This window comes from Pseudomonas sp. MAFF 730105 (assembly GCF_055380705.1).
In genome coordinates this window covers 2,000,988-2,022,783 of sequence record NZ_AP018438.1, presented here as the reverse complement: position 1 = coordinate 2,022,783, position 21,796 = coordinate 2,000,988, and the positions used below count along the sequence as shown (strand labels likewise).

The 21,796-nt window shown below is 61.2% G+C and carries 23 protein-coding genes and 1 pseudogene; 10 read left to right on the top strand and 14 right to left on the bottom strand.

Annotated elements, in window-relative coordinates; genetic code table 11:
• The first annotated feature begins 2 nt into the window (after positions 1-2).
• Complete coding sequence (locus tag PCOSP_RS09050) at positions 3-485, top strand: GreA/GreB family elongation factor (RefSeq protein WP_139647022.1); 483 nt, start codon at positions 3-5, stop codon at positions 483-485.
• 6 nt (positions 486-491) lie between these two features.
• On the opposite strand, the gene cysB is transcribed toward PCOSP_RS09050, so the two are convergent.
• The 4 genes from cysB to PCOSP_RS09030 all read right to left on the bottom strand — a co-directional run bounded on the left by cysB (position 492) and on the right by PCOSP_RS09030 (position 4,043).
• Complete coding sequence (gene cysB / locus PCOSP_RS09045) at positions 492-1,466, bottom strand: HTH-type transcriptional regulator CysB (protein WP_041020064.1); 975 nt, start codon at positions 1,464-1,466, stop codon at positions 492-494.
• A 110-nt stretch (positions 1,467-1,576) separates the two neighbouring features.
• On the bottom strand, positions 1,577-2,077 hold the full coding sequence (locus PCOSP_RS09040) for a universal stress protein (protein ID WP_024776684.1): 501 nt from the start codon (positions 2,075-2,077) through the stop codon (positions 1,577-1,579).
• A gap of 87 nt (positions 2,078-2,164) precedes the next feature.
• Entirely contained in the window at positions 2,165-3,070 is a 906-nt protein-coding gene (locus tag PCOSP_RS09035; protein WP_139647024.1) for a 5'-nucleotidase, read from the bottom strand.
• 19 nt (positions 3,071-3,089) lie between these two features.
• Complete coding sequence (locus tag PCOSP_RS09030) at positions 3,090-4,043, bottom strand: putative 2-dehydropantoate 2-reductase (RefSeq protein WP_464710882.1); 954 nt, start codon at positions 4,041-4,043, stop codon at positions 3,090-3,092.
• A gap of 266 nt (positions 4,044-4,309) precedes the next feature.
• Here PCOSP_RS09030 and PCOSP_RS09025 point away from each other — a divergent pair, with 266 nt between their 5' ends.
• The gene (locus PCOSP_RS09025) at positions 4,310-5,386 is read left to right on the top strand and encodes a 3-deoxy-7-phosphoheptulonate synthase (RefSeq protein ID WP_003183777.1); all 1,077 of its coding nucleotides are present in this window, start codon (positions 4,310-4,312) and stop codon (positions 5,384-5,386) included.
• Between the two features lie 69 nt (positions 5,387-5,455).
• Here PCOSP_RS09025 and PCOSP_RS09020 read toward each other — a convergent pair whose 3' ends face one another.
• Complete coding sequence (locus tag PCOSP_RS09020; protein ID WP_024776680.1) at positions 5,456-5,737, bottom strand: GNAT family N-acetyltransferase; 282 nt, start codon at positions 5,735-5,737, stop codon at positions 5,456-5,458.
• A gap of 603 nt (positions 5,738-6,340) precedes the next feature.
• Here PCOSP_RS09020 and oprI point away from each other — a divergent pair.
• On the top strand, positions 6,341-6,592 hold the full coding sequence (gene oprI, locus PCOSP_RS09015) for an outer membrane lipoprotei OprI (protein WP_025113130.1): 252 nt from the start codon (positions 6,341-6,343) through the stop codon (positions 6,590-6,592).
• Between the two features lie 125 nt (positions 6,593-6,717).
• Here the strand turns inward: oprI and PCOSP_RS09010 are convergent, their stop codons facing one another.
• The 3 genes from PCOSP_RS09010 to PCOSP_RS09000 form a co-directional block, all read right to left on the bottom strand.
• A complete protein-coding gene (locus tag PCOSP_RS09010) occupies positions 6,718-7,689 on the bottom strand; it encodes a L,D-transpeptidase family protein (protein WP_041020060.1) in 972 nt (323 codons plus the stop codon).
• 294 nt (positions 7,690-7,983) lie between these two features.
• Positions 7,984-8,277 carry a hypothetical protein gene (locus tag PCOSP_RS09005; protein WP_041020059.1) on the bottom strand — a complete coding sequence of 98 codons (294 nt, stop codon included), beginning with the start codon at positions 8,275-8,277 and terminating at the stop codon, positions 7,984-7,986.
• 56 nt (positions 8,278-8,333) lie between these two features.
• A complete protein-coding gene (locus PCOSP_RS09000; RefSeq protein WP_139647028.1) occupies positions 8,334-8,939 on the bottom strand; it encodes an arylesterase in 606 nt (201 codons plus the stop codon).
• A 10-nt stretch (positions 8,940-8,949) separates the two neighbouring features.
• Between PCOSP_RS09000 and PCOSP_RS08995 the strand changes: the two genes are divergently transcribed.
• The 4 genes from PCOSP_RS08995 (at position 8,950) to PCOSP_RS08980 (ending at position 13,692) form a co-directional block, all read left to right on the top strand.
• Positions 8,950-9,633, top strand: coding sequence for an ABC transporter ATP-binding protein (locus PCOSP_RS08995; protein WP_139647030.1), 684 nt, complete (start codon positions 8,950-8,952; stop codon positions 9,631-9,633).
• The gene (locus PCOSP_RS08990) at positions 9,633-12,137 is read left to right on the top strand and encodes an ABC transporter permease (protein ID WP_464710881.1); all 2,505 of its coding nucleotides are present in this window, start codon (positions 9,633-9,635) and stop codon (positions 12,135-12,137) included. The genes PCOSP_RS08995 and PCOSP_RS08990 overlap by 1 nt, the downstream gene beginning before the upstream one ends.
• 34 nt (positions 12,138-12,171) lie before the next feature.
• Positions 12,172-12,669, top strand: coding sequence for a transcription elongation factor GreB (gene greB, locus PCOSP_RS08985; protein WP_024776673.1), 498 nt, complete (start codon positions 12,172-12,174; stop codon positions 12,667-12,669).
• A 291-nt stretch (positions 12,670-12,960) separates the two neighbouring features.
• On the top strand, positions 12,961-13,692 hold the full coding sequence (locus tag PCOSP_RS08980) for a PI-PLC domain-containing protein (protein ID WP_464710880.1): 732 nt from the start codon (positions 12,961-12,963) through the stop codon (positions 13,690-13,692).
• On the opposite strand, the gene PCOSP_RS08975 is transcribed toward PCOSP_RS08980, so the two are convergent.
• The 3 genes from PCOSP_RS08975 to PCOSP_RS08965 form a co-directional block, all read right to left on the bottom strand.
• Positions 13,679-13,984 (bottom strand): class I SAM-dependent methyltransferase, encoded by a 306-nt coding sequence (locus tag PCOSP_RS08975; RefSeq protein ID WP_139647038.1) that lies wholly within the window; start codon positions 13,982-13,984, stop codon positions 13,679-13,681. The genes PCOSP_RS08980 and PCOSP_RS08975 overlap by 14 nt on opposite strands.
• Before the next feature lie 250 nt (positions 13,985-14,234).
• A complete protein-coding gene (locus PCOSP_RS08970) occupies positions 14,235-14,669 on the bottom strand; it encodes a DoxX family protein (RefSeq protein WP_139647040.1) in 435 nt (144 codons plus the stop codon).
• A 99-nt stretch (positions 14,670-14,768) separates the two neighbouring features.
• Positions 14,769-16,190: an MltF family protein gene (locus PCOSP_RS08965; RefSeq protein ID WP_139647042.1), complete on the bottom strand. Its 1,422-nt coding sequence runs from the start codon at positions 16,188-16,190 to the stop codon at positions 14,769-14,771.
• Between the two features lie 236 nt (positions 16,191-16,426).
• Here PCOSP_RS08965 and PCOSP_RS08960 point away from each other — a divergent pair.
• The 3 genes and pseudogenes from PCOSP_RS08960 (at position 16,427) to PCOSP_RS08950 (ending at position 19,462) form a co-directional block, all read left to right on the top strand.
• Positions 16,427-17,232: pseudogene (locus tag PCOSP_RS08960) on the top strand (TatD family hydrolase).
• A 232-nt stretch (positions 17,233-17,464) separates the two neighbouring features.
• Entirely contained in the window at positions 17,465-18,946 is a 1,482-nt protein-coding gene (locus tag PCOSP_RS08955; protein ID WP_139647045.1) for a methyl-accepting chemotaxis protein, read from the top strand.
• A gap of 309 nt (positions 18,947-19,255) precedes the next feature.
• Positions 19,256-19,462 (top strand): hypothetical protein, encoded by a 207-nt coding sequence (locus PCOSP_RS08950; RefSeq protein WP_139647047.1) that lies wholly within the window; start codon positions 19,256-19,258, stop codon positions 19,460-19,462.
• A gap of 13 nt (positions 19,463-19,475) precedes the next feature.
• Here the strand turns inward: PCOSP_RS08950 and PCOSP_RS08945 are convergent, their stop codons facing one another.
• From PCOSP_RS08945 to PCOSP_RS08935, 3 genes are all read right to left on the bottom strand, one after another.
• A complete protein-coding gene (locus PCOSP_RS08945; protein WP_139647049.1) occupies positions 19,476-20,273 on the bottom strand; it encodes an acyl-CoA thioesterase in 798 nt (265 codons plus the stop codon).
• Positions 20,274-20,509: 236 nt separating this feature from the next.
• Complete coding sequence (locus PCOSP_RS08940; RefSeq protein WP_464710878.1) at positions 20,510-21,271, bottom strand: CHAD domain-containing protein; 762 nt, start codon at positions 21,269-21,271, stop codon at positions 20,510-20,512.
• A gap of 106 nt (positions 21,272-21,377) precedes the next feature.
• Positions 21,378-21,668, bottom strand: a complete 291-nt coding sequence (locus tag PCOSP_RS08935) for a hypothetical protein (RefSeq protein WP_024778753.1) — start codon at positions 21,666-21,668, stop codon at positions 21,378-21,380.
• Between the last annotated feature and the right edge of the window lie 128 nt (positions 21,669-21,796).

Here is a 21,796-nt window from a genome sequence, read left to right as displayed (position 1 = left end):
CCATGAATAAACAGACCGTCCACCAACTGATCCTCGACAAGCTCAAGGTCGATCTCGACATCGCCGAACGCGCCGCGCAGACCGCCTACGAAACCGCGACCCACGAAGAAAATATCGCCGAGAACAAATACGACACCCTGGGCCTCGAAGCGTCCTACCTGGCCGCCGGGCAAGCCAGGCGCGTGGAGGAAATCCGCCAGGCCCTCGCACTCTGCCAAAACCTGACCCTCAGGCCCTATGACGCGCAGCGTGGCATCCAGGTGGGCACCCTGATCGGGCTGGAGGATGAGGATGGACGCCAGCAATGGTTGTTCCTGGGGCCGGATGCCGCGGGGCTGAAAGTGTCGCTGGTGGGGCAACCGATCACGGTCATCACCCCTCGCTCACCGCTGGGCCGGGGCCTGCTGGGCAAGTTCGAAGGGGATGAAGTAGAGATCGTCGTAGCGGGCGCCCGGCAACAGTTCGCTGTCACCGAGGCGATATAGCGACGATCAGTGCACCGGCAGCTCGACGCCCTCGAACAGCTCTTCGAGTTCCTGCTTGTTGTGGCACTGAATGGCCTTGGCCATGACTTCCCGGGTCAGGTGCGGCGCGAACTTCTCGATGAAATCGCACATGAATCCCCGCAGGAAGGTGCCACGACGGAAACCGATCTTGGTCACGCTGGACTCGAACAACTCGCTGGCATCCAGCACCACCAGGTCGCTGTCGAGCTTGGCATCGACAGCCATCTTCGCCACGATGCCCACGCCCAGGCCGAGGCGCACGTAGGTCTTGATCACGTCGGCGTCGGCGGCAGTGAACACCACTTTCGGCGTCAACCCGCGATGACTGAAGGCTTCGTCGAGTTTCGAACGGCCCGTGAAGCCGAACACGTACGTCACAATGGGGTATTCGGCCAAGGCTTCCAGGGTCAACTTCGGCAGCTTGGTCAACGGGTGGCCCTGGGGCACGGCCACGCAGCGGTTCCAGCGATAGCAGGGCATCATCACCAGGTCGCCGAACAATTCGAGGGCCTCGGTGGCGATGGCAAAATCCACCGTACCGTCAGCAGCCATTTCGGCAATCTGCATCGGCGAGCCCTGGTGCATGTGCAGCGCCACGTCCGGGTATTGCTTGATGAAGTTGCTGATCACCGGAGGCAGCGCATAGCGCGCCTGGGTGTGGGTGGTGGCGATCGACAAGGTGCCTTTTTTCTCGTTGGAAAATTCCTGGGCGATCTGCTTGATGCTTTCGACCTTGCGCAGGATCTCACCAGCCGTGGTGATGATGCGCTCACCGGCCGGGGTTACGCGGGTCAGGTGCTTGCCGCTGCGGGCGAAGACTTCGACGCCCAGTTCGTCTTCCAATAGGCGGATCTGCTTGCTGATGCCGGGTTGTGACGTGTAGAGGCTTTGTGCGGTAGCGGAAACGTTGAGGTCGTGGTGCGCCACTTCCCAGATGTAGCGCAGTTGTTGAAGCTTCATATGTATCCCTCAAAGCAGTTGGACGCCACGGGCATCAGCGGCGGTATATAACTATATGAATGGTCGCAACAATAAATCTAGAACTTTTTATAAAATGCCATCATTTAGACTCAAGCTTCGCCCTGGCGCCGACGCTGCACCAGCGGCACCAGATAGACCGGCACCCGGGCCAACTGCAAAACCCGGGCGGCGGTCCTGCCCAGGGGCGTCTCACCACTAGCCCCCTGGCAGTGACTGCCTACGATCAGTAAATCGACAGAGAGTTTCGCCGCCTGTTCGAGAATGACCTGGGAAGGATCGCCCTGAAACACCCTGACCGATCTGATCAGCTTCAAATCCTGCTGCCCCTCCCCCAGCTCCTCCCGGAAACTGTCGAGAACCCTCTGTTCGATATTGGCCATCACCGTATTCAGACCCTGGCGATGAAATTCGTTCAGCGCCTGCTCGTCGAGATAGCTTTGTAACACCGATTCGGCGAACAGCCCCATCGGTTCTACCGCATGCACTACATACAACTCGGCTTCAAACGTCCGTGCCAACGCCAAGGCATGCTGCATCACATAAGGGGCATAGAGCCCCAAGTCTGTGGCGTACAGCATCGAGCGAATCATGTGACCTCCTCGCGTGCCAGAATGGCGGAGATGGATTCAGCTTAGCAGTGCCTTGAGGAGTGCGACGGGCCCTGGAAAACGGGACAGTCAGGGCTTCACTTCGTTACTGATGCCATGGGGCACGTGACCGGTGGCGACTACCTCGCGCGCCAGTTCGCAATGGCCCGTCTGGTCGTCGAAAAACACGTCGGCGGCAAAGGCTTCGAGGAACGCGGATTTTGTCAGGCCACCGAGAAACAGTGATTCGTCCAGGCGGATGTCCCACTCGCGCAAGGTTCGGATGACCCGCTCGTGGGCCGGTGCCGAACGGGCGGTGACCAGCGCCGTGCGGATCGGGCAGGCATCCTCCGGGAACTCCCGTTGCAGTGCATTGAGCGCCGCCAGGAAACCCTTGAATGGCCCACCGCGCAACGGCTCGCGGGCTGACTGCCGTTCGCTGGCCTGGAACGCCTCGAGACCACCGGTCTGATAGACACGTTCCGACTCATCGGAGAACAGCACCGCATCACCATCGAAGGCAATGCGCAGCTCCTCACTGGCAGCGCGGCTGGCACCGCCCGACAGAATGGTGGCCGCAGCGAAGCCGGCGTCCAGGGCACTGCGCACGTCTTCGGCATGGGTGGACAAGAACAGATCACAGCCGAATGCCTTGAGGTAGGGATAAGGACTGCGTCCGCCGACGAACGCGGCGCGGGAAATCGCCAAGCCATAGTGGTGGATCGAGTTGAACACCCGCAGGCCCGTGTCGGCGCTGTTGCGCGACACCAGAATCACCTCGACCCGGGCACGCCCCAGGTGCTCGTTGAGGCTCAGCAGCTTCTGCACGAGGGCGAACGCGTCGCCGGGTTCGAGGACTTCGTCTTCATGCTCGATCTGATACTGCCGATAGGCCTCGACACCTTCCGACAGATACACCTTGTGGCTTTCGCTCAGGTCGAACAGCGCCCGCGACGAAATCGCCAGCACCAGTTTGTCATCGATGTTGCTTGCCATGTCGCTCCCCTTCGCCCGATCAGCGGTTGCGCCGATCCATGAACGCCAACGCCTGGTACAAGGCTTCCATTTTCGGCAGATCACACCCCGCCGCTTTCGCCGACGCCAATGGCCGGCCGTAGATCGCGTCCAGTTCGAGCACGCGCTTGTGGGAATAATCGTGATACATGCTCGGCCAGTAATCGGCCATCTTTTCGGTCATCGCGAACAAATACCCGGCGTAATCCGGTGCAATGTGATGTCCGCAAGCCTGGGCGCCGCGTACCACTTCGGCCATCAACGCCTGGATCAGCCCACGGCTGTGGTGGTCGGCCATCAGCGGCGTGGTGCTGGCCCCCAGCAGGACCGAAAGACCGTTGTAGGGCACGTTCCACACCAGTTTCTGCCAGCGCGCCTGTTGCAGGTCGGGCATCGCCTGGGAATCCACGCCGGCTGTCCGGAACAGCCCTGCCGCTGCGTCGACAACCGCCATGCGTTCAGTCTGGTCCCGGCATGGACCGCTGTGATAGCCGATGTTGACCGAGCCGAGGGCCTGGTGGGCGACGACACCTGGGCCAACGCGGTGTACGCAGATCAGGCACAGGCCGCCCAACAGATGCAGCGACTCGGGCAGCAAGGGGCGAAGTCGCTCTTCGACATCGAGGCCGTTCTGCAGCAGCAGGACCTTCGCACCGTCAGCCGCCGCCTGGATAATGGCCGGGGCCAGGTCCGCGTTGCTGGTGGTCTTGGCACCGACCAGCAACCAGTCGCAGGGCGGCATGTCGACTGCGCTGCTATACGCCTGGACCGGATCGAGGCTCAAGGGCCCGTGGACCGCGCTGTCGATACGCAAGCCATTCTCGGCCACCGCTGCGAATTCGCTGCGCAATAAGAAGTGCACATCAAAACCGGCGCGCGCCAGCATGACCCCATAGAACCCGCCGATTGCCCCGGTACCGATCATCCCGATCCTGGGTTTTACGCCTGCCTGCATCTTTGCGACTCCTCTTGTAAAGCTGTGGGAGCAAGGCTTGCCCGCGATAAAGTCTACGCGGTTTACCTTGAAACCGAGGCGCCTTCGTCGCGGGCAAGCCTTGCTCCCACAAAAGCTGGGATAAATCCCCTTGAAACCGGCCTCAGCCCATTGTCGAGCAACCTCGTAACGCGCTAAGGTTCGGCTCCCCGACGCGCTTAAATCCGCTGTGCACCGCCGCGCGGGGATCGCTGGCGGCCGGCACCCGTGACCTGACGAGTAACACGATGGCTGATTTACCGATCAATGACCTTAACGTCGCCTCCAACGAGACCCTCATCACGCCTGACCAGCTCAAGCGCGATATCCCCCTGAGCGACGCTGCCCTGCGCACCGTGACCAAGGGGCGGGAAGTCATCCGCAACATTCTCGACGGCACCGACCATCGCCTGTTCGTGGTCATCGGGCCCTGCTCGATCCATGACATCAAGGCCGCCCACGAATATGCCGAGCGCCTGAAAGTGCTGGCAGCGGAAGTCTCCGATACCTTGTATCTGGTCATGCGGGTGTATTTCGAGAAACCCCGGACCACCGTCGGCTGGAAAGGCCTGATCAACGACCCGTACCTGGACGACTCGTTCAAGATCCAGGATGGCTTGCACATCGGTCGCCAACTGCTGCTGGACCTGGCCGAGATGGGCCTGCCCACCGCGACCGAAGCCCTGGACCCGATCTCCCCGCAATACCTCCAGGACCTGATCAGTTGGTCCGCCATCGGCGCGCGCACCACCGAATCCCAGACCCACCGAGAGATGGCCTCCGGCCTGTCTTCGGCCGTGGGCTTCAAGAACGGCACCGACGGCGGCCTCACCGTCGCCATCAACGCCCTGCAATCGGTTTCCAGCCCTCACCGCTTCCTCGGCATCAACCAGGAAGGCGGCGTGTCCATCGTCACCACCAAGGGCAATGCCTACGGTCACGTGGTGCTGCGCGGTGGCAACGGCAAGCCCAACTACGATTCGGTCAGCGTCGCGCTGTGTGAGCAGGCGCTGAACAAGGCGAAGATCAAGCCGAACATCATGGTCGACTGCAGCCACGCCAACTCCAACAAGGACCCGGCGCTGCAACCCCTGGTGATGGAGAACGTGGCCAACCAGATCCTGGAAGGCAACCAGTCGATTATCGGCCTGATGGTCGAGAGTCACCTGAACTGGGGCTGCCAGGCGATTCCGAAAGACCTCGCCGACTTGCAGTACGGCGTGTCCATCACCGACGCCTGCATCGACTGGAGCGCGACTGAAAACACCCTGCGCAGCATGCACGCCAAACTCAAGGACGTGCTGCCAAAGCGTCAGCGCAGCTGAGGCCAATCACCGCACAATAAAAAACGCCGGGCTTTCAACCCGGCGTTTTTTATTGTGGAATCCGTTGCGTCAGAGCTTCGCCGCGTGCCGCTGGTGCCGCTCCATGTAGCGCTCCACATAGGAGCAGGACGGGATCACCGTGTAGCCCATATCTTCGGCGTACTGCAGCGCCTTCTCGGTCAGTGCTGCCGCAATCCCTCTGCCACGCAAGGCGTTGGGCACGAACGTCCGATAGATATCCAGGGTCTGCTTGCCCAGGTCCATATAGGTCAGATAGGCACGATGACCGTCCACAGTGGTCTCGAACTGATGACCAGCCTGGTCATGGTGGATGGACAACGCCTCGCTCATCACTACTCCTCGCGGGTCTGAATGCTGACCCCTACCTTACCGATGTTTTTCCGGCGAAGGAACATCTACGCCACCCCGTGCCTGTCCGGTCACCGAGCGCAAAAAAATCAATCACTCAAACCCGAGCACGTCGTGAATAGTAGGCACCAATGACGCAAATGCTCAAGGCACACCTGTCATTGGAGGGTAGCCTCGTCGGATTTAGCGAAGGCGCAATAGCTGAACATCGCCAGTTGTTGAGTCTTGAGACGAGCGCGCGTAGTTAAAGTCACCACTCCTACCAATAAAGATGCCCGGGACGCTGCGCAAAAAATGAACAAAAGTGTAGGCGAATCAATAAACAGCGACTTTAGCGACCCTGCCGGAGTTCCTCTCGCCAGCGGAACTTTTGTGCACTGACGCGCTCCATTCAAGGGCTTGGCGCTGTGTATTTTTTAAACAACAGCAAGAAAAGTTGCTCGAAAAAGAATCACCGCCTACAATTTTTTTGCTTCTTGCGCTACGTCAGTTTACTTACTACAAGTAATGGGTAGTATGTACGCCGGCTAACTCCTCACTCTGAGGAGACAGTCACTAAATAGAAAGTCCTTGAAGGGGAACACGATGAACAACGTTCTGAAATTCTCTGCTCTGGCCCTGGCCGCAGTTCTGGCTACCGGTTGCAGCAGCGCATCGAAAGAAACCGAAGCACGTCTGACTGCTACCGAAGACGCAGCAGCTCGCGCCCAAGCTCGTGCAGACGAAGCCTACCGTAAAGCTGATGAAGCTCTGGCTGCTGCTCAAAAAGCACAACAGACTGCTGACGAAGCTAACGAGCGTGCTCTGCGCATGCTGGACAAAGCTAGCCGCAAGTAATAGTCCCTCGGGATTGTTATCGAGCCGACCCATTTTTTGGGTCGGCTTTTTTATTGCCTGGTGTTTTCCCCGGGCAATAAAAAACCCGCCGGCATCGCAAAACGCCGGCGGGTCGAAACAGAACCTTACTGCTGCAAGTCGATCGGTGCGCTCGAAACCATCGGTGCCGACGCATTTGGCACGGCGATCTCGACCGGCAGGCCATCTTCGGCAGCCACCACGTCACGCACCACGTTCCAGTCCATGCGCAGGTTGCTGGTGATGTCTTCACGCTTGAGCATCGCGTTGATCACCGCGGTGTGCTTGTCCACCACCGACGGGTTGCCCTTGTCGTCCAGCGGTGTATGGGCTTCCAGGTAAACCTTGCCGCCACTTAAGCCCAGCTTGTAGGGGTCGTTGATGATCCGCACCGACGTGCCCACCGGCACCATGCCGGCCATCTCCAGAACGTTGTTGTTGAACATCCGGAAGCAACCGTGGCTGGTGCGCATGCCGATACCGAATTTCTTGTTCGAGCCGTGGATCAGATAGCCCGGGGTGCCCAGGGTGAACTTGAAAGGCCCCAGCGGGTTGTCCGGGCCAGCCGGCACCACATTCGGCAGCGGGTCGCCATCGGCGGCATGCTCGGCCTTGATCGAGGCCGGTGGGGTCCAGGTCGGGTTCGGCGTCTTGGCCGTGATGCTCGTGTGGGCGATTGGCGAGCCCCAACCTTCACGGCCGATCCCCAGCGGGAAGGTGTAGACCACGTTCCGGCCCTTGGGGAAGTAGTAGAGGCGGTACTCGGCAAGGTTGATCACGATGCCTTCGCGCGGACCTGGCGGCAGGATGAAACGGGTCGGCAGCACGATCTCCGTACCGGCGCCCGGCAACCAGGGGTCGACGCCCGGGTTGGCGGCGACCATCTCGGTGTAACCCAGGTCATAGGTCGTGCCCAGGTCGGCGAAGGTGTCTTCGTATTTGGCCTTGATCACTTGTACCTGGCCGACAATGTCCTCACCCGGCGGTGGCAGGGGCAGCTGCAGTGCAGCAACGGGTCCCGCCATACACAAGGCGGCAAGAGACAGGCAGCGGGCGACGGCAGGCAAGCGCAGCAACATCCGGGACATCCTTCGCAGATCGAATAGAGGTATTAAAACGGCGATTGTACACCGCAGGCCGGTATTACGGGGAGAGCGGCGATGGCACGTCCGATATGCAGCAATATGGGACTCGATATGCCCCTGTGGGAGCCAAGCTTGCTCGCGATAGCGACAGACCAGCCAACATTGTTGCTAAGTGACTTAGCACAATCGCGAGCAAGCTTGGCTCCCACAGTTTGTGGCTTAACTGACTGGCATCAGGGCAAGCCTTGCTCCCACAGTCCCCCCAAGGGCATGCCTTTAATCCTGCGATCACAGCTCGAACCGCAGCTCCGGCCAGATCGGTGAGGTACCGCGCTTCTGGGACTCAAGGATCGCCCGGCACAGCGAGCACAGGCGATGATCCTGGAATATCCGGCGATCAACGCCAGACCAGCGCGGCTGGGCCGGCAGCAGGCTGCCGCAGAGGGTCCGGTCCGCCGAACCACCGAGCTCCAGCTGCCGGGTCACCAGATGCACCCGCACTTCCTGGCAGGCGAACAGGTCCAGCTGTTCGTCAGGCTCGATCAGTTGGTAGGCAAACAAGGACCAGGCGGGACGCGGCATCGGGGGCTCCAAATCGGGGGCGCCACATTAGCCGAAAGCCCGCCTGTAGAAAAGCGTCAAAGCAGCGGTTTCAGTGTCGGCCAGACATTTTCCAGCAACTTGCCCTGGGCCGCGACGGACGGGTGCAATCCGTCGCCCTGCATCATCCCCGGAACCCCACCGATGTCCTGGAGGAAAAACGGCACCAGCGGCACTTTTTTCTCATCGGCCAGAGCGCTATAGACTTTGGCGAAGGCATCGGTGTAGCGCCGACCGTAGTTGGGAGGCAGCTGCATACCCAGCAGCAACACCTTTGCACCGCTGGCGCGGGAGGCGTCAATCATCGCTGCAAGGTTTTGTTGCAATTGTGTTGGCGGCTGTCCGCGCAAGCCATCGTTGCCGCCCAACTCCAGGATCACCAGGTCCGGCTTATGGGCTGCAAGCAGCGCCGGCAGCCGCGCCTGGCCTCCTGCGCTGGTGTCGCCACTGATGGACGCATTGACCACTTTGTCGTCAAAACCCTCGGCCTTGAGCCGTTGTTCGAGCAATGACACCCAGCCTTGCCGGGTATCCAGGCCGAAAGCCGCGCTGATACTATCGCCAACGATCAGGACTGTACCCGCCGCTGCGTTCTGGGCCATGCACATCAAGGCCAGGCCGGCACTCAAAAACCACACACGCATCGGATTCTCCATGGGCTCAAGCATTCTCACCGCGAAGGACCTTAGCAAAGTGGTTCCCAGCGCGGAAGGTGAACTGACCATCCTGCACGAACTCAGCCTGGAACTGAACAAGGGCGACAGCCTGGCCATCGTCGGCGCCTCCGGTTCCGGCAAATCCACTCTCCTGGGCCTGCTGGCCGGCCTGGACCTGCCCAGCAAGGGTGAAGTGACCCTCGCCGGGCAGGCCCTCAGTGCGCTGGACGAAGACCAGCGGGCGCGAATCCGCGCCGAGCATGTCGGCTTCGTCTTCCAGTCGTTCCAACTGCTCGACAGCCTCAATGCGCTGGAAAACGTCATGCTGCCGCTGGAGCTGGACGGTCGCAAGGATGCCCGCGAACGCGCCACGGAACTGTTGCAACGGGTCGGCCTGGGCCAACGCCTCACCCACTCGCCGCGCCAGCTCTCCGGTGGCGAGCAGCAGCGCGTGGCCATTGCCCGCGCCTTCGCCGCCGAGCCCGACGTGCTTTTCGCCGACGAGCCCACCGGCAACCTCGACAGCCACACCGGCGAGCGCATCAGTGATCTTTTGTTCGAACTGAACAAGGAAAGCGGCACGACCCTGGTGCTGGTCACCCATGACGAACGCCTGGCCCATCGTTGCCGGCGCCTGATCCGACTTGAAGCCGGCCAGATGGTCGCCCCCCTGGAGCCTTGATGGCACGCTTGCCGCTGTTGCGCCTGTTCAGTCTCGCCGTCCGTCAATTGCTGCGCGACGCCCGCGCCGGCGAGTTGCGTGTGTTGTTCTTCGCCTTGCTGGTCGCGGTGGCGGCAAGCACCGCCATCGGCTACTTCGGCGCCCGTCTCAACGGCGCGATGATGCTGCGCGCCACCGAATTCCTCGGTGCGGACCTGCTGCTTGAAGGCAGCTCGCCTGCCCGCCCCGAACAGATCCGCAGCGGCACTGAGCTGGGTCTGGAGCACGCTCTTGTCGTGGAGTTCTCCAGCGTCGTCGCCACCGACAACGGTATCCAGCTGTCCAGCGTCAAGGCTGCCGACGACCTCTACCCGTTACGCGGCGAACTGAAAAGCGCCCCGTCCCCCTTCGCCCCGGAAGAATCCGGAGGACGACCGAACCCGGGCGAGGCGTGGGTCGAAGCCCGACTACTGACAGCACTGGACCTGAAGATCGGCGACAGCATCGATGTCGGCAACACCACCTTGCGCCTGAGCCGGGTGCTGACTTACGAACCGGATCGCGCCGGCAATTTCTACAGCCTCACACCCCGGGTCATGATCAACCTCAAGGACCTGGAAGCCACTGGCGTGGTACAGCCGGGCAGTCGTGTCAGCTATCGCGATCTCTGGCGAGGCCCGGCGTCCGCCCTGCAAACCTATCGCGACCTGATCAAGCCGGGCCTGGAAGCCAACCAGCGCCTGCAGGATGCCCGCGACGGCAACCGGCAGATCGGTGGCGCCCTGGGCAAGGCCGAGCGCTACCTGAACATGGCCAGCCTAGTGGCTGTGCTCCTGTCCGGCGTTGCGGTCGCGCTCTCCGCCAACCGTTTCGCCACCCGACGTTTCGATGCCAGTGCGCTGCTGCGCTGCCTGGGCTTGTCACGTCGGGAAACCATGGTGCTGTTCAGCCTGCAACTGACGGTACTGGGCCTGCTGGCGAGCCTCAGCGGCGCCCTGCTCGGCTGGGTCGCCCAATTGGGGTTGTTCGCCTTGCTGCATGACCTGCTACCCGCCACCGTACCGCCCGGCGGCCTGCTGCCGGCAATCGCCGGGATCGGCACCGGGCTGGTGGCGCTGGCAGGGTTCGCCCTGCCGCCCCTGGCCGCGCTGGGGCGGGTGCCGCCGTTGCGCGTATTGCGCCGGGACATGCTGCCCATCCCCTCCAGTACCTGGATGGTCTATGGTGCCGCGCTGGGTGCCCTTGGCCTGATCATGTGGCGCCTGAGCCTGGACCTGGTGCTGACCTTCGCCCTGCTCGGCGGCGGCGTCGTCGCCGCGCTGGTGCTGGGCGGCCTGCTGTTGCTGCTGCTCCAGAGCCTGCGCCGGATGCTCGCCCGCGCGTCCCTGCCCTGGCGGCTGGGGCTCGGCCAATTGCTGCGCCATCCCCTGGCTGCGGCCGGCCAGGCATTGGCATTCGGCCTGATCCTGTTGTCCATGGCGTTGATCGCACTGTTGCGTGGCGAGTTGCTGGATACCTGGCAAAACCAGCTGCCGAAAAATGCCCCCAACTACTTCGCCCTGAACATCCTGCCCAATGACAAGCAGGCCTTCACCGACAAGCTGTTGCAGTTGTCGGCGCAATCGGCCCCGCTCTATCCCGTGGTGCCGGGGCGACTCATCAGCATCAATGGCGAGCCGGCCAAGGAGTTCGTCACCAAGGACTCGGCCGGGGACCGGGCACTGCAGCGCGACCTGAGCCTGACCTGGGCTGCGGACCTGCCGGAAGGCAACGTCGTCACCGCCGGGAACTGGTGGCCACAGCAGCCACCGGACGATATACCGGGGGTTTCGGTGGAGGGCAAAGTGGCCGAGAACCTGCAGATCAAACTGGGCGACCGGCTGGTGTTCAGCGTGGGTGGCGTCAACCGAGAAGCGAAGGTCACCAGCCTGCGGGAGATCAACTGGGACAACTTCCAGCCCAACTTCTTCATGATCTTCCAACCCGGCACCCTGAAGGACCTGCCGGCCACCTACCTCACCAGTTTCTATCTGGCCGCCGGTCACGACCAGCAGATTGTCGACCTGGCCCGGGCCTTTCCGGCAGTGACGATTCTGCAGGTCGAAGCCTTGCTGCAACAACTGCGCAGCATTCTGGCCCAGGTGACCCTGGCCGTGGAGTACGTGCTGCTGTTTGTCCTGGCGGCGGGCATGGCCGTGCTGTTCTCCGGCCTGCAGGCCACCCTCGATGAACGGATTCGTCAAGGCGCGCTGCTGCGAGCCCTGGGGGCCGAACGTCCCTTGCTGGTCAAGGCCCGACGCATCGAGTTCGGCCTGTTGGGTGCAGTCAGCGGGTTACTGGCGGCCCTGGGTTCGGAACTGGTCAGCCTGGTGCTTTACCGCTTTGCCTTCGACCTGCCCTGGCATCCGCATCCATGGTTGCTGATGTTGCCGCTGGCGGGCGCATTGCTGATCGGCGCTGCGGGGGTGTTCGGCACCCGACGGGCGCTCAACGCCAGCCCGCTGACAGTGTTGCGCGAGGGTTGATAGACTTCCGTCCTTACCACCACAAGAAGTTGCCATGAGCCGTTATCGCCCACCTCGCACCGCTGGCACCGCGCTGATCACCCCCGAGGGCGAGGCGCGGATGCGCGCCGAGTTCCACGAGCTTTGGCATGTGCGCCGCCCTCAAGTGACTCAGGCGGTCAGCGAGGCGGCGGCCCAGGGTGATCGCTCGGAAAATGCCGAATACACCTACGGCAAGAAAATGCTGCGGGAAATCGACAGCCGCGTCCGCTTCCTCACCAAGCGCCTCGAAGCACTCAAAGTCGTCAGTGAAAAACCCAGCGACCCGAATAAGGTGTATTTCGGCGCCTGGGTCACGGTCGAAGACGAGGACGGTAACGAGGCTCGCTATCGCATCGTCGGCCCCGACGAGCTGGATCTGAAACAGAACCTGATCAGTATCGACTCGCCACTGGCACGGGCGCTGATTGGCAAGGCATTGGATGCTGAAGTCAGGGTGCAGACACCGACAGGCGAGAAGCGGGTGTATGTCGTGGACATCACTTATCCATGAGCCGCCGATAAAGCCCAGCGGCCTCGAAACATCCCAGCAAACTTGATCCTTTGACAAGATGACAGCGCTGCGCAAAATGACCGGCGCACGCTGCCTCGTGCCTTTCGCTCAGAACATTATTCAAGGATGAATAATCATGAAGGCTACCCACCATGGATTGGACTGCTGGATGTACAACACCCCTCAGTTATACAAACTGCGTATCGACGAATTGATTCTGCCCGGCACCCATGACTCCGGCGCAGACAAAAAAGCCCCAACCCTACGTTGCCTCAGGAAAAGACCCAGGACGTGCCGATCATCGAACAGGTCCTGGCGGGCTTTCGCGTGCTCGACCTGCGCGTGGTGTTCTCCGCCACCGCCCCTGTCGGCAGTGACAAGCGCTTCCAACTATTTCACCTCACCTCCTCCGGACGCACGGTGGGCGGTGACGTTCTGGCTCCGTTGAATGATTTTTACGACGACCCCGAGCACAAGGCCACGAGGGCCAAGGAAATCGTTATCTTGAACTTTCATAAATTCAAGCATTTCAACCGGACCATCCACCAGGAACTGCACAGCCTGATCGATTCGAAAATCGGACAACGGCTGATCCCCCGGAACTGGCGGCGTTCAACGCTGGAAGATATATGGACCCATCGTCCGGAGAAGACCGTTGTGATTTCCTACAATCACCGCGTCAGGGCGAAGTACTGGAAGGGCGTGGAGCATCAATGGAGCGGTAAGAACCTGAACTCCACCGCGGCCTTGAAAGCATTCATGGATGAGCAATCCGCCAGGCAGAAACCCGACTTCGTATTGCGCTCGATACAATGCGCGAAATACGTGTTGCCTTTTCATCTTCCCGACGACTTCAGTGAAAAGATAGATGAGTGGTTCGAGTCCAGGGACAGTAGCAGCTATATCCAGCGCTTCCACATCATCAACACCGATTGGTCGACTCGCAGCCGGATTGTATTCAACTGCATGCATGCCAACGGTCTCAAGGCGTCGGCCAAGGCAGGCAGCCTCAGCGCCGGGTGATCAGCCCTTGCCGCGCCACACGGGTCAACTGCCGGATCATTTCAGGCGCATCCGCCGCACTGGGTGACTGGATGACCGCCAGATCGAAGCTATCGCTGGCGAAACGTGCCAGGGACTCGCCATCTTCGACAAACTGGATCAGGAATGCAGCGGGCCCGTGGCTGCGCCGCGGCCAGCCGTCGAGATAACGCAACAACGTTGGCTGATGGGTACCGCCCAAGAGGATTTTGGGATTGCGCTGAAGGCTCGCCGTAATCGGCGCAAGACGTACAAGGGGACTGGGTGCGTTCATCGTGTCGTGTCTCTGCCTCAAAAAGTCTGCATGGCAGGTGAGAGGCAACACCGAACCAGCGCTTTAGCGGTATTTCGAAGCCTGTTCCAAGCTTCTGACGATGACTGGATGAGTCACCTGGCGCCCCGCAAGTAGCTGTTTAAATCGGCGCATGGGCAGCATCCTAGAGAAGCCGACGGGCCAGTGTCAAGAATCTGCAGCCACAAAAAAGGCCCGTACCAGACGGGCCTTCGATGGTTGTACTCGGTGATCAGCCAGCGATGGCGCGATCGACCGACAGCTTGCCTGCACCCTCGATCAACACCGCAATGCTCGCGGCCAGCAGCGCCAGGGCAAACTCATAACCGTTGTTGGCCATGAACAGGCCATTGCCGATGTGCACGGAGAAAATAGCCACCAGGGACAGGAAAGCCAACCCCAACGCCGCCGGACGAACCAGCAGGCCAACGATCAAGGCCAGCCCGGCGAAAAACTCGGTGCCACCGGCCAATGTGGCCATTAGGTAGCCGGGTGTCAGGCCGATGCTTTCCATCCACTGCGCGGTTCCCGCCAGCCCGTAGCCACCAAACAGACCAAAGAGCTTTTGCGAGCCGTGAGCCGCAAAAATGACACCGACCGCGATGCGAAGGACGGTCAGGCCGTAGCCGGCACGGGTGGACAGGATTTTGTTGACGAAAGAGCTCATGGGTTCATTTCCTTGGGAAGGTTGGGTTGGTCGCTATATTAATCAATAAAGCTCATGTTAAAAACGCAATATCTCCGCCATACCAATCAACTTATTCGATCACTTGCGCAGTGCAACCTTTTGTTCCTTCGGTTCCAACGACTCCCGCTCCCGATCAAACGCCAGATAGTATTTATTCACACTATTAACGTAGCTGACGGCGCCCATTCCTACCTGCTCCATGGCAATACGTTCAACCTGGAAAAACCACTGGTTGGGATTCAGTCCACGCCGCCGGGCCTCGGCACGCATGCCCTGGACGCGTTCGGGGCCCATGTTGTAGGCAGCCAATACAAAGGCCATGCGTTCGCGCTCGTTGAGCTTGGGGCTGGAAAAAAACTTGCGGCGGATCATGGCCAGGTACTTGGCGCCGGCCTGGACATTGGCGTCCAGGTTCTGAATGTTGCCGACCCCGACCCGCTGCGCCGCCGCCGGAGTGATCTGCATGAGCCCGGTGGGACCGCTACCGCTGCGGGCGCTGGGTTGCAGAGCGGACTCCTTGAAGGCCAGGGCCGCGAGGTTGAGCCAGTCCATATCCTGGGCCTCGGCATGTTTTTGCAGCACCGGGCGCAGTTTCTCCAGCCGCTGGCGGTCGGCCCGGGCCAGCGGATAATGAACCTGGTACAAACGACGATAGATGCGCAGGAATGCAGCGTCCTCGTTGGACGGTACCTTGTAGGTCGTCAGGAAGCCGTTGATGCTCGCCCGCAGCATGGCGGCGTCGCGGCGAACGAACCAGTGCTCGTTATCCGGCTCACCGATCAGCAACTGCCGGTCGAAGCGCAGCTTGGGCAGGATCTTGCCCCAGCGCTCGGCGATGGGTTGCTCGACAATGGTCAGATGGAAAATCCCTCCCTGGACCATTTCCAGCACATCCTCGACCGCCAGGGTGGGGTCGACCCATTCGATCTTCACCGGTGATAACTTGAGCAAAGCCAGCTTCTGGTTGATCTGCCCCACCGCGTCCCCCGCCGCACTGCCGTTGGGCAAGGCCAGGGTCTTGCCGGACAACTGCTCCACCCGCGTGTAGCGCTTTTCCCCCTTGATGCCCACCAGCATCAAGGGCACGCCACTGCGAATCGGATCGCTGGCACTGACCGCGTGACTGGCCAAGGGCTCGAGCAATTCACCCGGTGCCACGAGGTCGCCCTCTCCGCGTTGCAGGGCGCCGAGCAACTGGTCCTTGGCCTTGGGGATGATCTTGAGGGTGATTTCCTGGCCATCCCGGGCATGACCGTTAAGGTATTGTTCGAACGCCCGCAACCGGTGGTATTCGACGCCGATGGGTTGCCCCTGGACTTCACCGGAACTGTTGCGGCTCTGGTTGACCAATACTTTCAGCACTCGACTGCTGCGGATCTGCGCCAGGTCACGCACCGTACCCGGTGCCACCGCCTGCACCGGCCCGGGCAGCCGCGCCTCCGCCGGCATCGGCAGCAGCAGCGAACAACACAGCAGTAAGAACACCTGGGGACGTGTCATCCACTCTCCGGAAGGGATACCGCGACCCGCCTTCTTGAAATAAAGAGGCTTGGGTCGACAGGAACAGAGCACCTGGGGCGCTGAAAAGTGCGCAAGACTGGCACAGTGATGGCGTTTATACCAACCCGACCTGTCTCATGGCCTCAACAGACAGCCTCAACTCGTTGTAGTTCTTGGCTTTTCTTATAAATCTACAGCTCTGATATGCTTTCCGGCCTTTGGGCCGAGGTAGCACCATGCAACTCATCGATATCGGCGTCAACCTGACCAACCCCAGTTTCGCCGACAAACAGCAGGCAGTGCTTGAGCGCGCCTATGAAGCAGGGGTCTGCCAACTGGTATTGACCGGCACCAGCATCGAGGGCAGCGAACAGGCTCTCGAGCTGTGCCAACAGTTGGATGAGACCGGCGAGCGCCTGTTCTCCACCGCCGGCATCCATCCCCACAGCGCCAGCGACTGGACAGCCGACAGCGCCCGGCACCTCAAGGGCCTGCTGAAGCAAAGCCACGTCCGTGCCGTTGGAGAATGCGGACTGGATTTCAACCGGGACTTCTCCCCTCGCCCACAACAGGAGAAAGTCCTGGAAGAACACCTCGCCCTGGCGGCGGAACTGCAACTTCCAGTCTTTCTTCACGAACGCGACGCCGACCAGCGCTTACTGGAGATTTTGCGGGATTTCCGCGACCGTCTGCCGGCTGCGGTGGTGCATTGCTTTACCGGTGAGAAAAAGGCGCTGTTCAACTACCTGGACCTGGACCTGCACATCGGCATCACCGGCTGGATCTGCGATGAACGCCGGGGCACGCATCTGCACCCGTTGGTACGCGAAATCCCCCGCGGCCGGCTGATGCTCGAAAGCGATGCGCCCTACCTGCTGCCCGCACCCTGCGTCCCAAACCGAAGAACGGGCGCAACGAGCCGGCCTACCTGACCGAAGTCTTGCGGGAAATCGCCTTGCATCGAGGCGAAACCCAAGAAGACCTGGCCGCTCACAGCACAGCATGTGCGCGGGCGTTTTTCGGGCTGCCCACGATCTCCTGAGCCCCCGAAATCCCTTGCGGGAGCGAGCCTGCTCGCGATAGCAGTGAATCAGCTTGCAAGTCAGTGGCTGACACTCCGCTATCGCGAGCAGGCTCGCTCCCACAGGGAATCCGGGCCAGCCCATGGCTCCTAGCATCAGGTCTGTTGACCCACATCAACACTCCACCTCCCGGGATAGCGGCAAAATAATGGCACCTTGCCAAAACTGTTTCCGCTATCAGAGAAGACCTCCATGGGTGCCTGGCTTAGCAATATCTCGCTGAAATACAAATTCTGGGCGGTCAACGCGGTCGCCTTTGTAACCACCTTGCTGCTCGTGCTCTATGCACTGCAGCTTGAACAACAGGCCCGCAATGATGCGGCCCGGGTGAATGCCCAGGCCCAGGCGCGCCTGCTCAGTGCCTGGCCCGCCGAGCAAGCATTGCCCAGGGCCGATAACCTGCTGGCGTTCAAGCAAGGCCAGGCGCCCGCGCTCAACGGTCAGTCGTTGCCTTCACTGGCGCAGGCGCAGGGCTGGGTCGATCTGGACTCCAAACCGCTCGTCGGCAATCAGCCGTTGCTGGGCGCTGACGTCATCCGACGCGGCGACGGCCAACAACTCGCCGTCCTGGCTCAGGGCGCAAGCCTGAGCCAGGTACTCGGCGAGCGCTTCAGCCAATACGCCGTGGCGGTGTTCGTGTTGATGCTGGCCATGCTGGGCGCGTCGCAATTGTTGATCCGCTTTCTGTTGAGCCAGCTCAACACCCTGAAGGACGTGATGCTGCATGTGGAGAAGACCGGCGATCTGTCCGCCCGCGTGCCTCTGGCCTGCAAGGATGAAGTGGGCCAGATGGCCGCCGCATTCAATGCCATGCAAGCCGGTTATCAACGGGTAGTCGATACCGTGGCCAGCACGGCCCGCCAACTGGACAGTGGCGCAGCACGACTGGCCTCGAGCATGAGCGAGGTTCGCCACGGCATGCTTGGGCAGCAGAGCGAAACCGATCAGGCAGCGACGGCGATCAACGAGATGTCCGCCACGGTGTATCACATCGCCCAACATGCTGGCGCCACTCGCGACCTGTCGAAAGCCGCCGACACCCTGGCCGGCAATGGCCGTAATGTGGTCAATCGTGTTGAGCAGTCAATCACCGGCCTCTCCTCCGGGGTGCAGCAGACCGCCGAAATGATCCAGCGCCTGGCCGAAGACAGCCAGAAGATCAACAGCGTGGTCAGCGTGATTCACAGCATCGCGGAGCAAACCAACCTGCTGGCCCTCAACGCCGCCATCGAAGCCGCGCGGGCCGGGGAAATGGGCCGGGGTTTCGCCGTGGTAGCCGACGAGGTGCGCAACCTCGCCAAACGGGTGCAAATCTCAACAGATGAAATCACCACCATGGTGTCGGCCCTGCAGGCGGGCACCCAGGACGCGGTGGACTTCATGCAGGAAAGCTCCTACAAAGCCGACGATTGCGTACAACAGGCCCGCGAGGCCGGCGAGGCATTGGCGCAGATCACCGACGCGGTGGCCCAGATGCGCGAGAGCAATACCCAGATCGCCGTCGCGGCCGAGCAGCAAAGCCAGGTTGCCGAGGAAATGAACCGGGCGGTGGTGGGCATTCGCGACGTCACTGAAAACACCGTGCGCCAGACCGTGGACTCGGCCACGACCAGCCATGAACTGGCGACCCTGGCGGGCGAGTTGAGCAAGGCGATCGGGCAGCTCAGACTCTGAGACCGCCGTCGCGGGCAAGCCTTGCTCCCACAAAGGAATGTGGACGATGGAGAGGCAAGCCTTAGCCCACAAAGGGAATGTGGACCTGTGGAGAGGCAAGCCCTACCCCACAAAGGGAATGTGGACCTGTGGAGAGGTAAACTTCATCCCATAAAGGACACATGGACCTGTGGGAGCAAGGCTTGCCCGCGATTGCTTCATCCGAGAACTGACTCGGATCTATCGCTCCCATAGCCAACCGCGATTCGCCGCCCTGCCCCGCCATGCCTATTCTTGTATCAACAGATGTCAGGCATAAGGAGCAGCATCATGCACAAACGTCACCCTACCCTCGCAGGCTGGCAATGGCACGCCTTCAACCCAACCCATCTGGCGTTGCAACTGATCGCCGTGCCCTTGCTCATCATCGCATCGCTGCTGATCATCTCGGGCGCGCTCAACCTGGACCTGGCGGACATCAGCATCGGCATCATCGCTGTATTCGCCTCACTGGGACTGCTGCGCCACACTCATTGAGCGCCCACATACATCAGCCGAAAATCGTCACCGTCTGCCGGCTCATGGCGATCAGGCGGCCATCGGCGCTCCAGAACTTCGCAGCGACGTGACCGTAGCCGTCCTGGGCGTGCTCGATCTCGGCCAGGTACTTGCACCAGTCCAACGTCGTGAGCGCCAGCACCGGTTGGACGAATTCGATGGTCCAGGTCAGCGTGCTACCCGGCGCCATCTGTGTCAGGTGCGGCAGTAACGCGGGCGGCCAGGCATCCACCAGCGCGAGGATGTGGGCCTCGTTGAGCGGCTCTTCCTTTACATCCCCACGCAACCGTACCCAACCGCCCATGCTGCGGGATTTATTGCCGGTGAATGGCAGACCACCGACACTCCAGCACATCGCCAGGTGCCGCATGAACTCCGGCGTGCCACCCTTGATATAAGGCAGCTCCTGGCATTGCTCGATGCTTTTGAACTCAGGCGCAGGGTCGGCCTGCACCGCCACCACGGAAGAGCGCGATGCACCGAAGCTTCCTTGCACCACGGTCACCACCTGGCCGTTCTGCACAGCGCGTCCCTGCACCTGGCTGACCGCCTTGCCTTCGCGCAGCACTTCGACTTCAAAACTGACGGGCACGTCCGGTTCGACCGGGCCGACGAAGGTGATCGCCAGTGAACGCACCGGACGATCCGCCGGCACCCGTGCGCGCATCGCCTCATACTGCAGCGCCGCCACCAGCCCACCAAAAGTGGCGCGTCCCTGCCCCCATTCGGGTGCGATGGTCACGGCGCCAGGCTGACGGCGCACAGCATCGATCAAATCGGAAAAGCGCATGGCAACCTCGAAAGCATGGGAGAAAGATGAAGGAATCTTAACCAGCCGGGATAAACGACACAGCGCTCATTCCGGCCAAAGAGGCTGACAGATAGGCCGCCACACTTTAATCAACGCACAGAGCATTGTGGGAGCGAGCCTGCTCGCGATAGCGGAGGGTCGGTCAGCATGGGGCAAGCTGAGTCGGCGCTATCGCGAGCAGGCTCGCTCCCACAGGGAGATAGAGGGTGGTTTTTTCAGGATTTCTCGAAGCAGCTCGCGATCAGCTTATCGAGCACCTTGTCAGCCTTGGCTTCGGCCTCGCTCATGGTAGTGCGCCAGACCGGCACACAGGGTTGCAGGTCGTGTTCCCGTTCAGCCTGGGCCAGCCATTGCCAGCAGTCGTGCCAATCGCCCAGGGCGCCTTGGGCGGACTTGAGCCGCGGCATGGCCGCTTCCGGCAGGCGATCGAGTTCCGGATAGGCTTCGATCGCATAGCGCACGCGCTTGATCAGCAGCCGCAACCGGTGGCGGTCATGGGCCGGATCACGCAACGCTTCACCGAGTTGTTTCCATTGTTTGTCCAGGCGCTTTTCAATGCGTTTGCGCAATCCCTTGAGCAGCCCCTGACGCTGGGCCGCGCGAATGAAGCGCGGGAATGCATCGAGGATCATCAACAGCTGCGCCAACTCCCGGCTCGCGGCCACCGCAGGATAGGCCTCGGCCATCTGCAGCCGACGCCGTTGCGCGGCATCGGTGTTGTCGTGCAGCTCAAGATAAGCCGCCAGCACTTCCCGGTCACGCAACGGCGTGGTCAGGGTTCCAACCGCCGAAGCGGCTGTTTCCAGCTGTTCGACACCCGGCAAGCCGCGCAATGGGCGGAGCAAGCTGCGCAAACGGCGAACCGTGGTCCGCAGGTCATGCAGCGCTTCACTGTCGGTATGGGCATTCAAGCGGGCCTGGCAGGCCAGCAGGCGGACTTCCAGCCCGACGATCCGGGCCACCAGCCTATCAATCATGGGGGTGTACTCCGTACAGCAGCTTCAAGTGGCGAGCTGCAAGCCGCAAGTGAGGGTCACGTCGTGCCGCTCTCTTACAGCTTACAGTCTATAGCAGCCGCTGCTTTTATCGTCCCGCACGGGACTCGCGGATGTAGAAGCGAGCTTTCTCGGCCTTTCTGGAGCAGCCTTCGAACGCTTCGAACTGCTGCTGGGTCTTGGCACCGGTCAGCAGCGACAGCGCCTTGGAGTAACTGACAGTACCGGCAAAACCTTCGGCCTTGGCCAGATCCAGTTCATGCCAGGCGGCGTCAAGCTGGGTGCCGCAGCTGTCACGATAAGCTGTTTTGCCTGCGCAACCGGCCAGGGCCAGAACCATCAGGGATGCTACTAGGGGCAGGCAGATCCGGGCTTTCATCATTACACCTCAGTCAGGTCAAACAGTCGTGCTGGTAAGACGGTCGCAAAGGCGAAAAGTGCCTTGGCCGGACCGCCTTAATTCAAGTGTGGGCGAGCATACAAAAATGTCACCCCAGCGTGTCAAAA

Bases quoted from the DNA above. Each gene is read 5' to 3' on its own strand.
- PCOSP_RS09050 (WP_139647022.1), top strand. From the start codon at position 3: ATGAATAAACAGACCGTCCACCAACTGATCCTCGACAAGCTCAAGGTC.
- cysB (WP_041020064.1), bottom strand. From the start codon at position 1,466: ATGAAGCTTCAACAACTGCGCTACATCTGGGAAGTGGCGCACCACGAC.
- PCOSP_RS09040 (WP_024776684.1), bottom strand. From the start codon at position 2,077: ATGATTCGCTCGATGCTGTACGCCACAGACTTGGGGCTCTATGCCCCT.
- PCOSP_RS09035 (WP_139647024.1), bottom strand. From the start codon at position 3,070: ATGGCAAGCAACATCGATGACAAACTGGTGCTGGCGATTTCGTCGCGG.
- PCOSP_RS09030 (WP_464710882.1), bottom strand. From the start codon at position 4,043: ATGCAGGCAGGCGTAAAACCCAGGATCGGGATGATCGGTACCGGGGCA.
- PCOSP_RS09025 (WP_003183777.1), top strand. From the start codon at position 4,310: ATGGCTGATTTACCGATCAATGACCTTAACGTCGCCTCCAACGAGACC.
- PCOSP_RS09020 (WP_024776680.1), bottom strand. From the start codon at position 5,737: ATGAGCGAGGCGTTGTCCATCCACCATGACCAGGCTGGTCATCAGTTC.
- oprI (WP_025113130.1), top strand. From the start codon at position 6,341: ATGAACAACGTTCTGAAATTCTCTGCTCTGGCCCTGGCCGCAGTTCTG.
- PCOSP_RS09010 (WP_041020060.1), bottom strand. From the start codon at position 7,689: ATGTTGCTGCGCTTGCCTGCCGTCGCCCGCTGCCTGTCTCTTGCCGCC.
- PCOSP_RS09005 (WP_041020059.1), bottom strand. From the start codon at position 8,277: ATGCCGCGTCCCGCCTGGTCCTTGTTTGCCTACCAACTGATCGAGCCT.
- PCOSP_RS09000 (WP_139647028.1), bottom strand. From the start codon at position 8,939: ATGCGTGTGTGGTTTTTGAGTGCCGGCCTGGCCTTGATGTGCATGGCC.
- PCOSP_RS08995 (WP_139647030.1), top strand. From the start codon at position 8,950: ATGGGCTCAAGCATTCTCACCGCGAAGGACCTTAGCAAAGTGGTTCCC.
- PCOSP_RS08990 (WP_464710881.1), top strand. From the start codon at position 9,633: ATGGCACGCTTGCCGCTGTTGCGCCTGTTCAGTCTCGCCGTCCGTCAA.
- greB (WP_024776673.1), top strand. From the start codon at position 12,172: ATGAGCCGTTATCGCCCACCTCGCACCGCTGGCACCGCGCTGATCACC.
- PCOSP_RS08975 (WP_139647038.1), bottom strand. From the start codon at position 13,984: ATGAACGCACCCAGTCCCCTTGTACGTCTTGCGCCGATTACGGCGAGC.
- PCOSP_RS08970 (WP_139647040.1), bottom strand. From the start codon at position 14,669: ATGAGCTCTTTCGTCAACAAAATCCTGTCCACCCGTGCCGGCTACGGC.
- PCOSP_RS08965 (WP_139647042.1), bottom strand. From the start codon at position 16,190: ATGACACGTCCCCAGGTGTTCTTACTGCTGTGTTGTTCGCTGCTGCTG.
- PCOSP_RS08955 (WP_139647045.1), top strand. From the start codon at position 17,465: ATGGGTGCCTGGCTTAGCAATATCTCGCTGAAATACAAATTCTGGGCG.
- PCOSP_RS08950 (WP_139647047.1), top strand. From the start codon at position 19,256: ATGCACAAACGTCACCCTACCCTCGCAGGCTGGCAATGGCACGCCTTC.
- PCOSP_RS08945 (WP_139647049.1), bottom strand. From the start codon at position 20,273: ATGCGCTTTTCCGATTTGATCGATGCTGTGCGCCGTCAGCCTGGCGCC.
- PCOSP_RS08940 (WP_464710878.1), bottom strand. From the start codon at position 21,271: ATGATTGATAGGCTGGTGGCCCGGATCGTCGGGCTGGAAGTCCGCCTG.
- PCOSP_RS08935 (WP_024778753.1), bottom strand. From the start codon at position 21,668: ATGAAAGCCCGGATCTGCCTGCCCCTAGTAGCATCCCTGATGGTTCTG.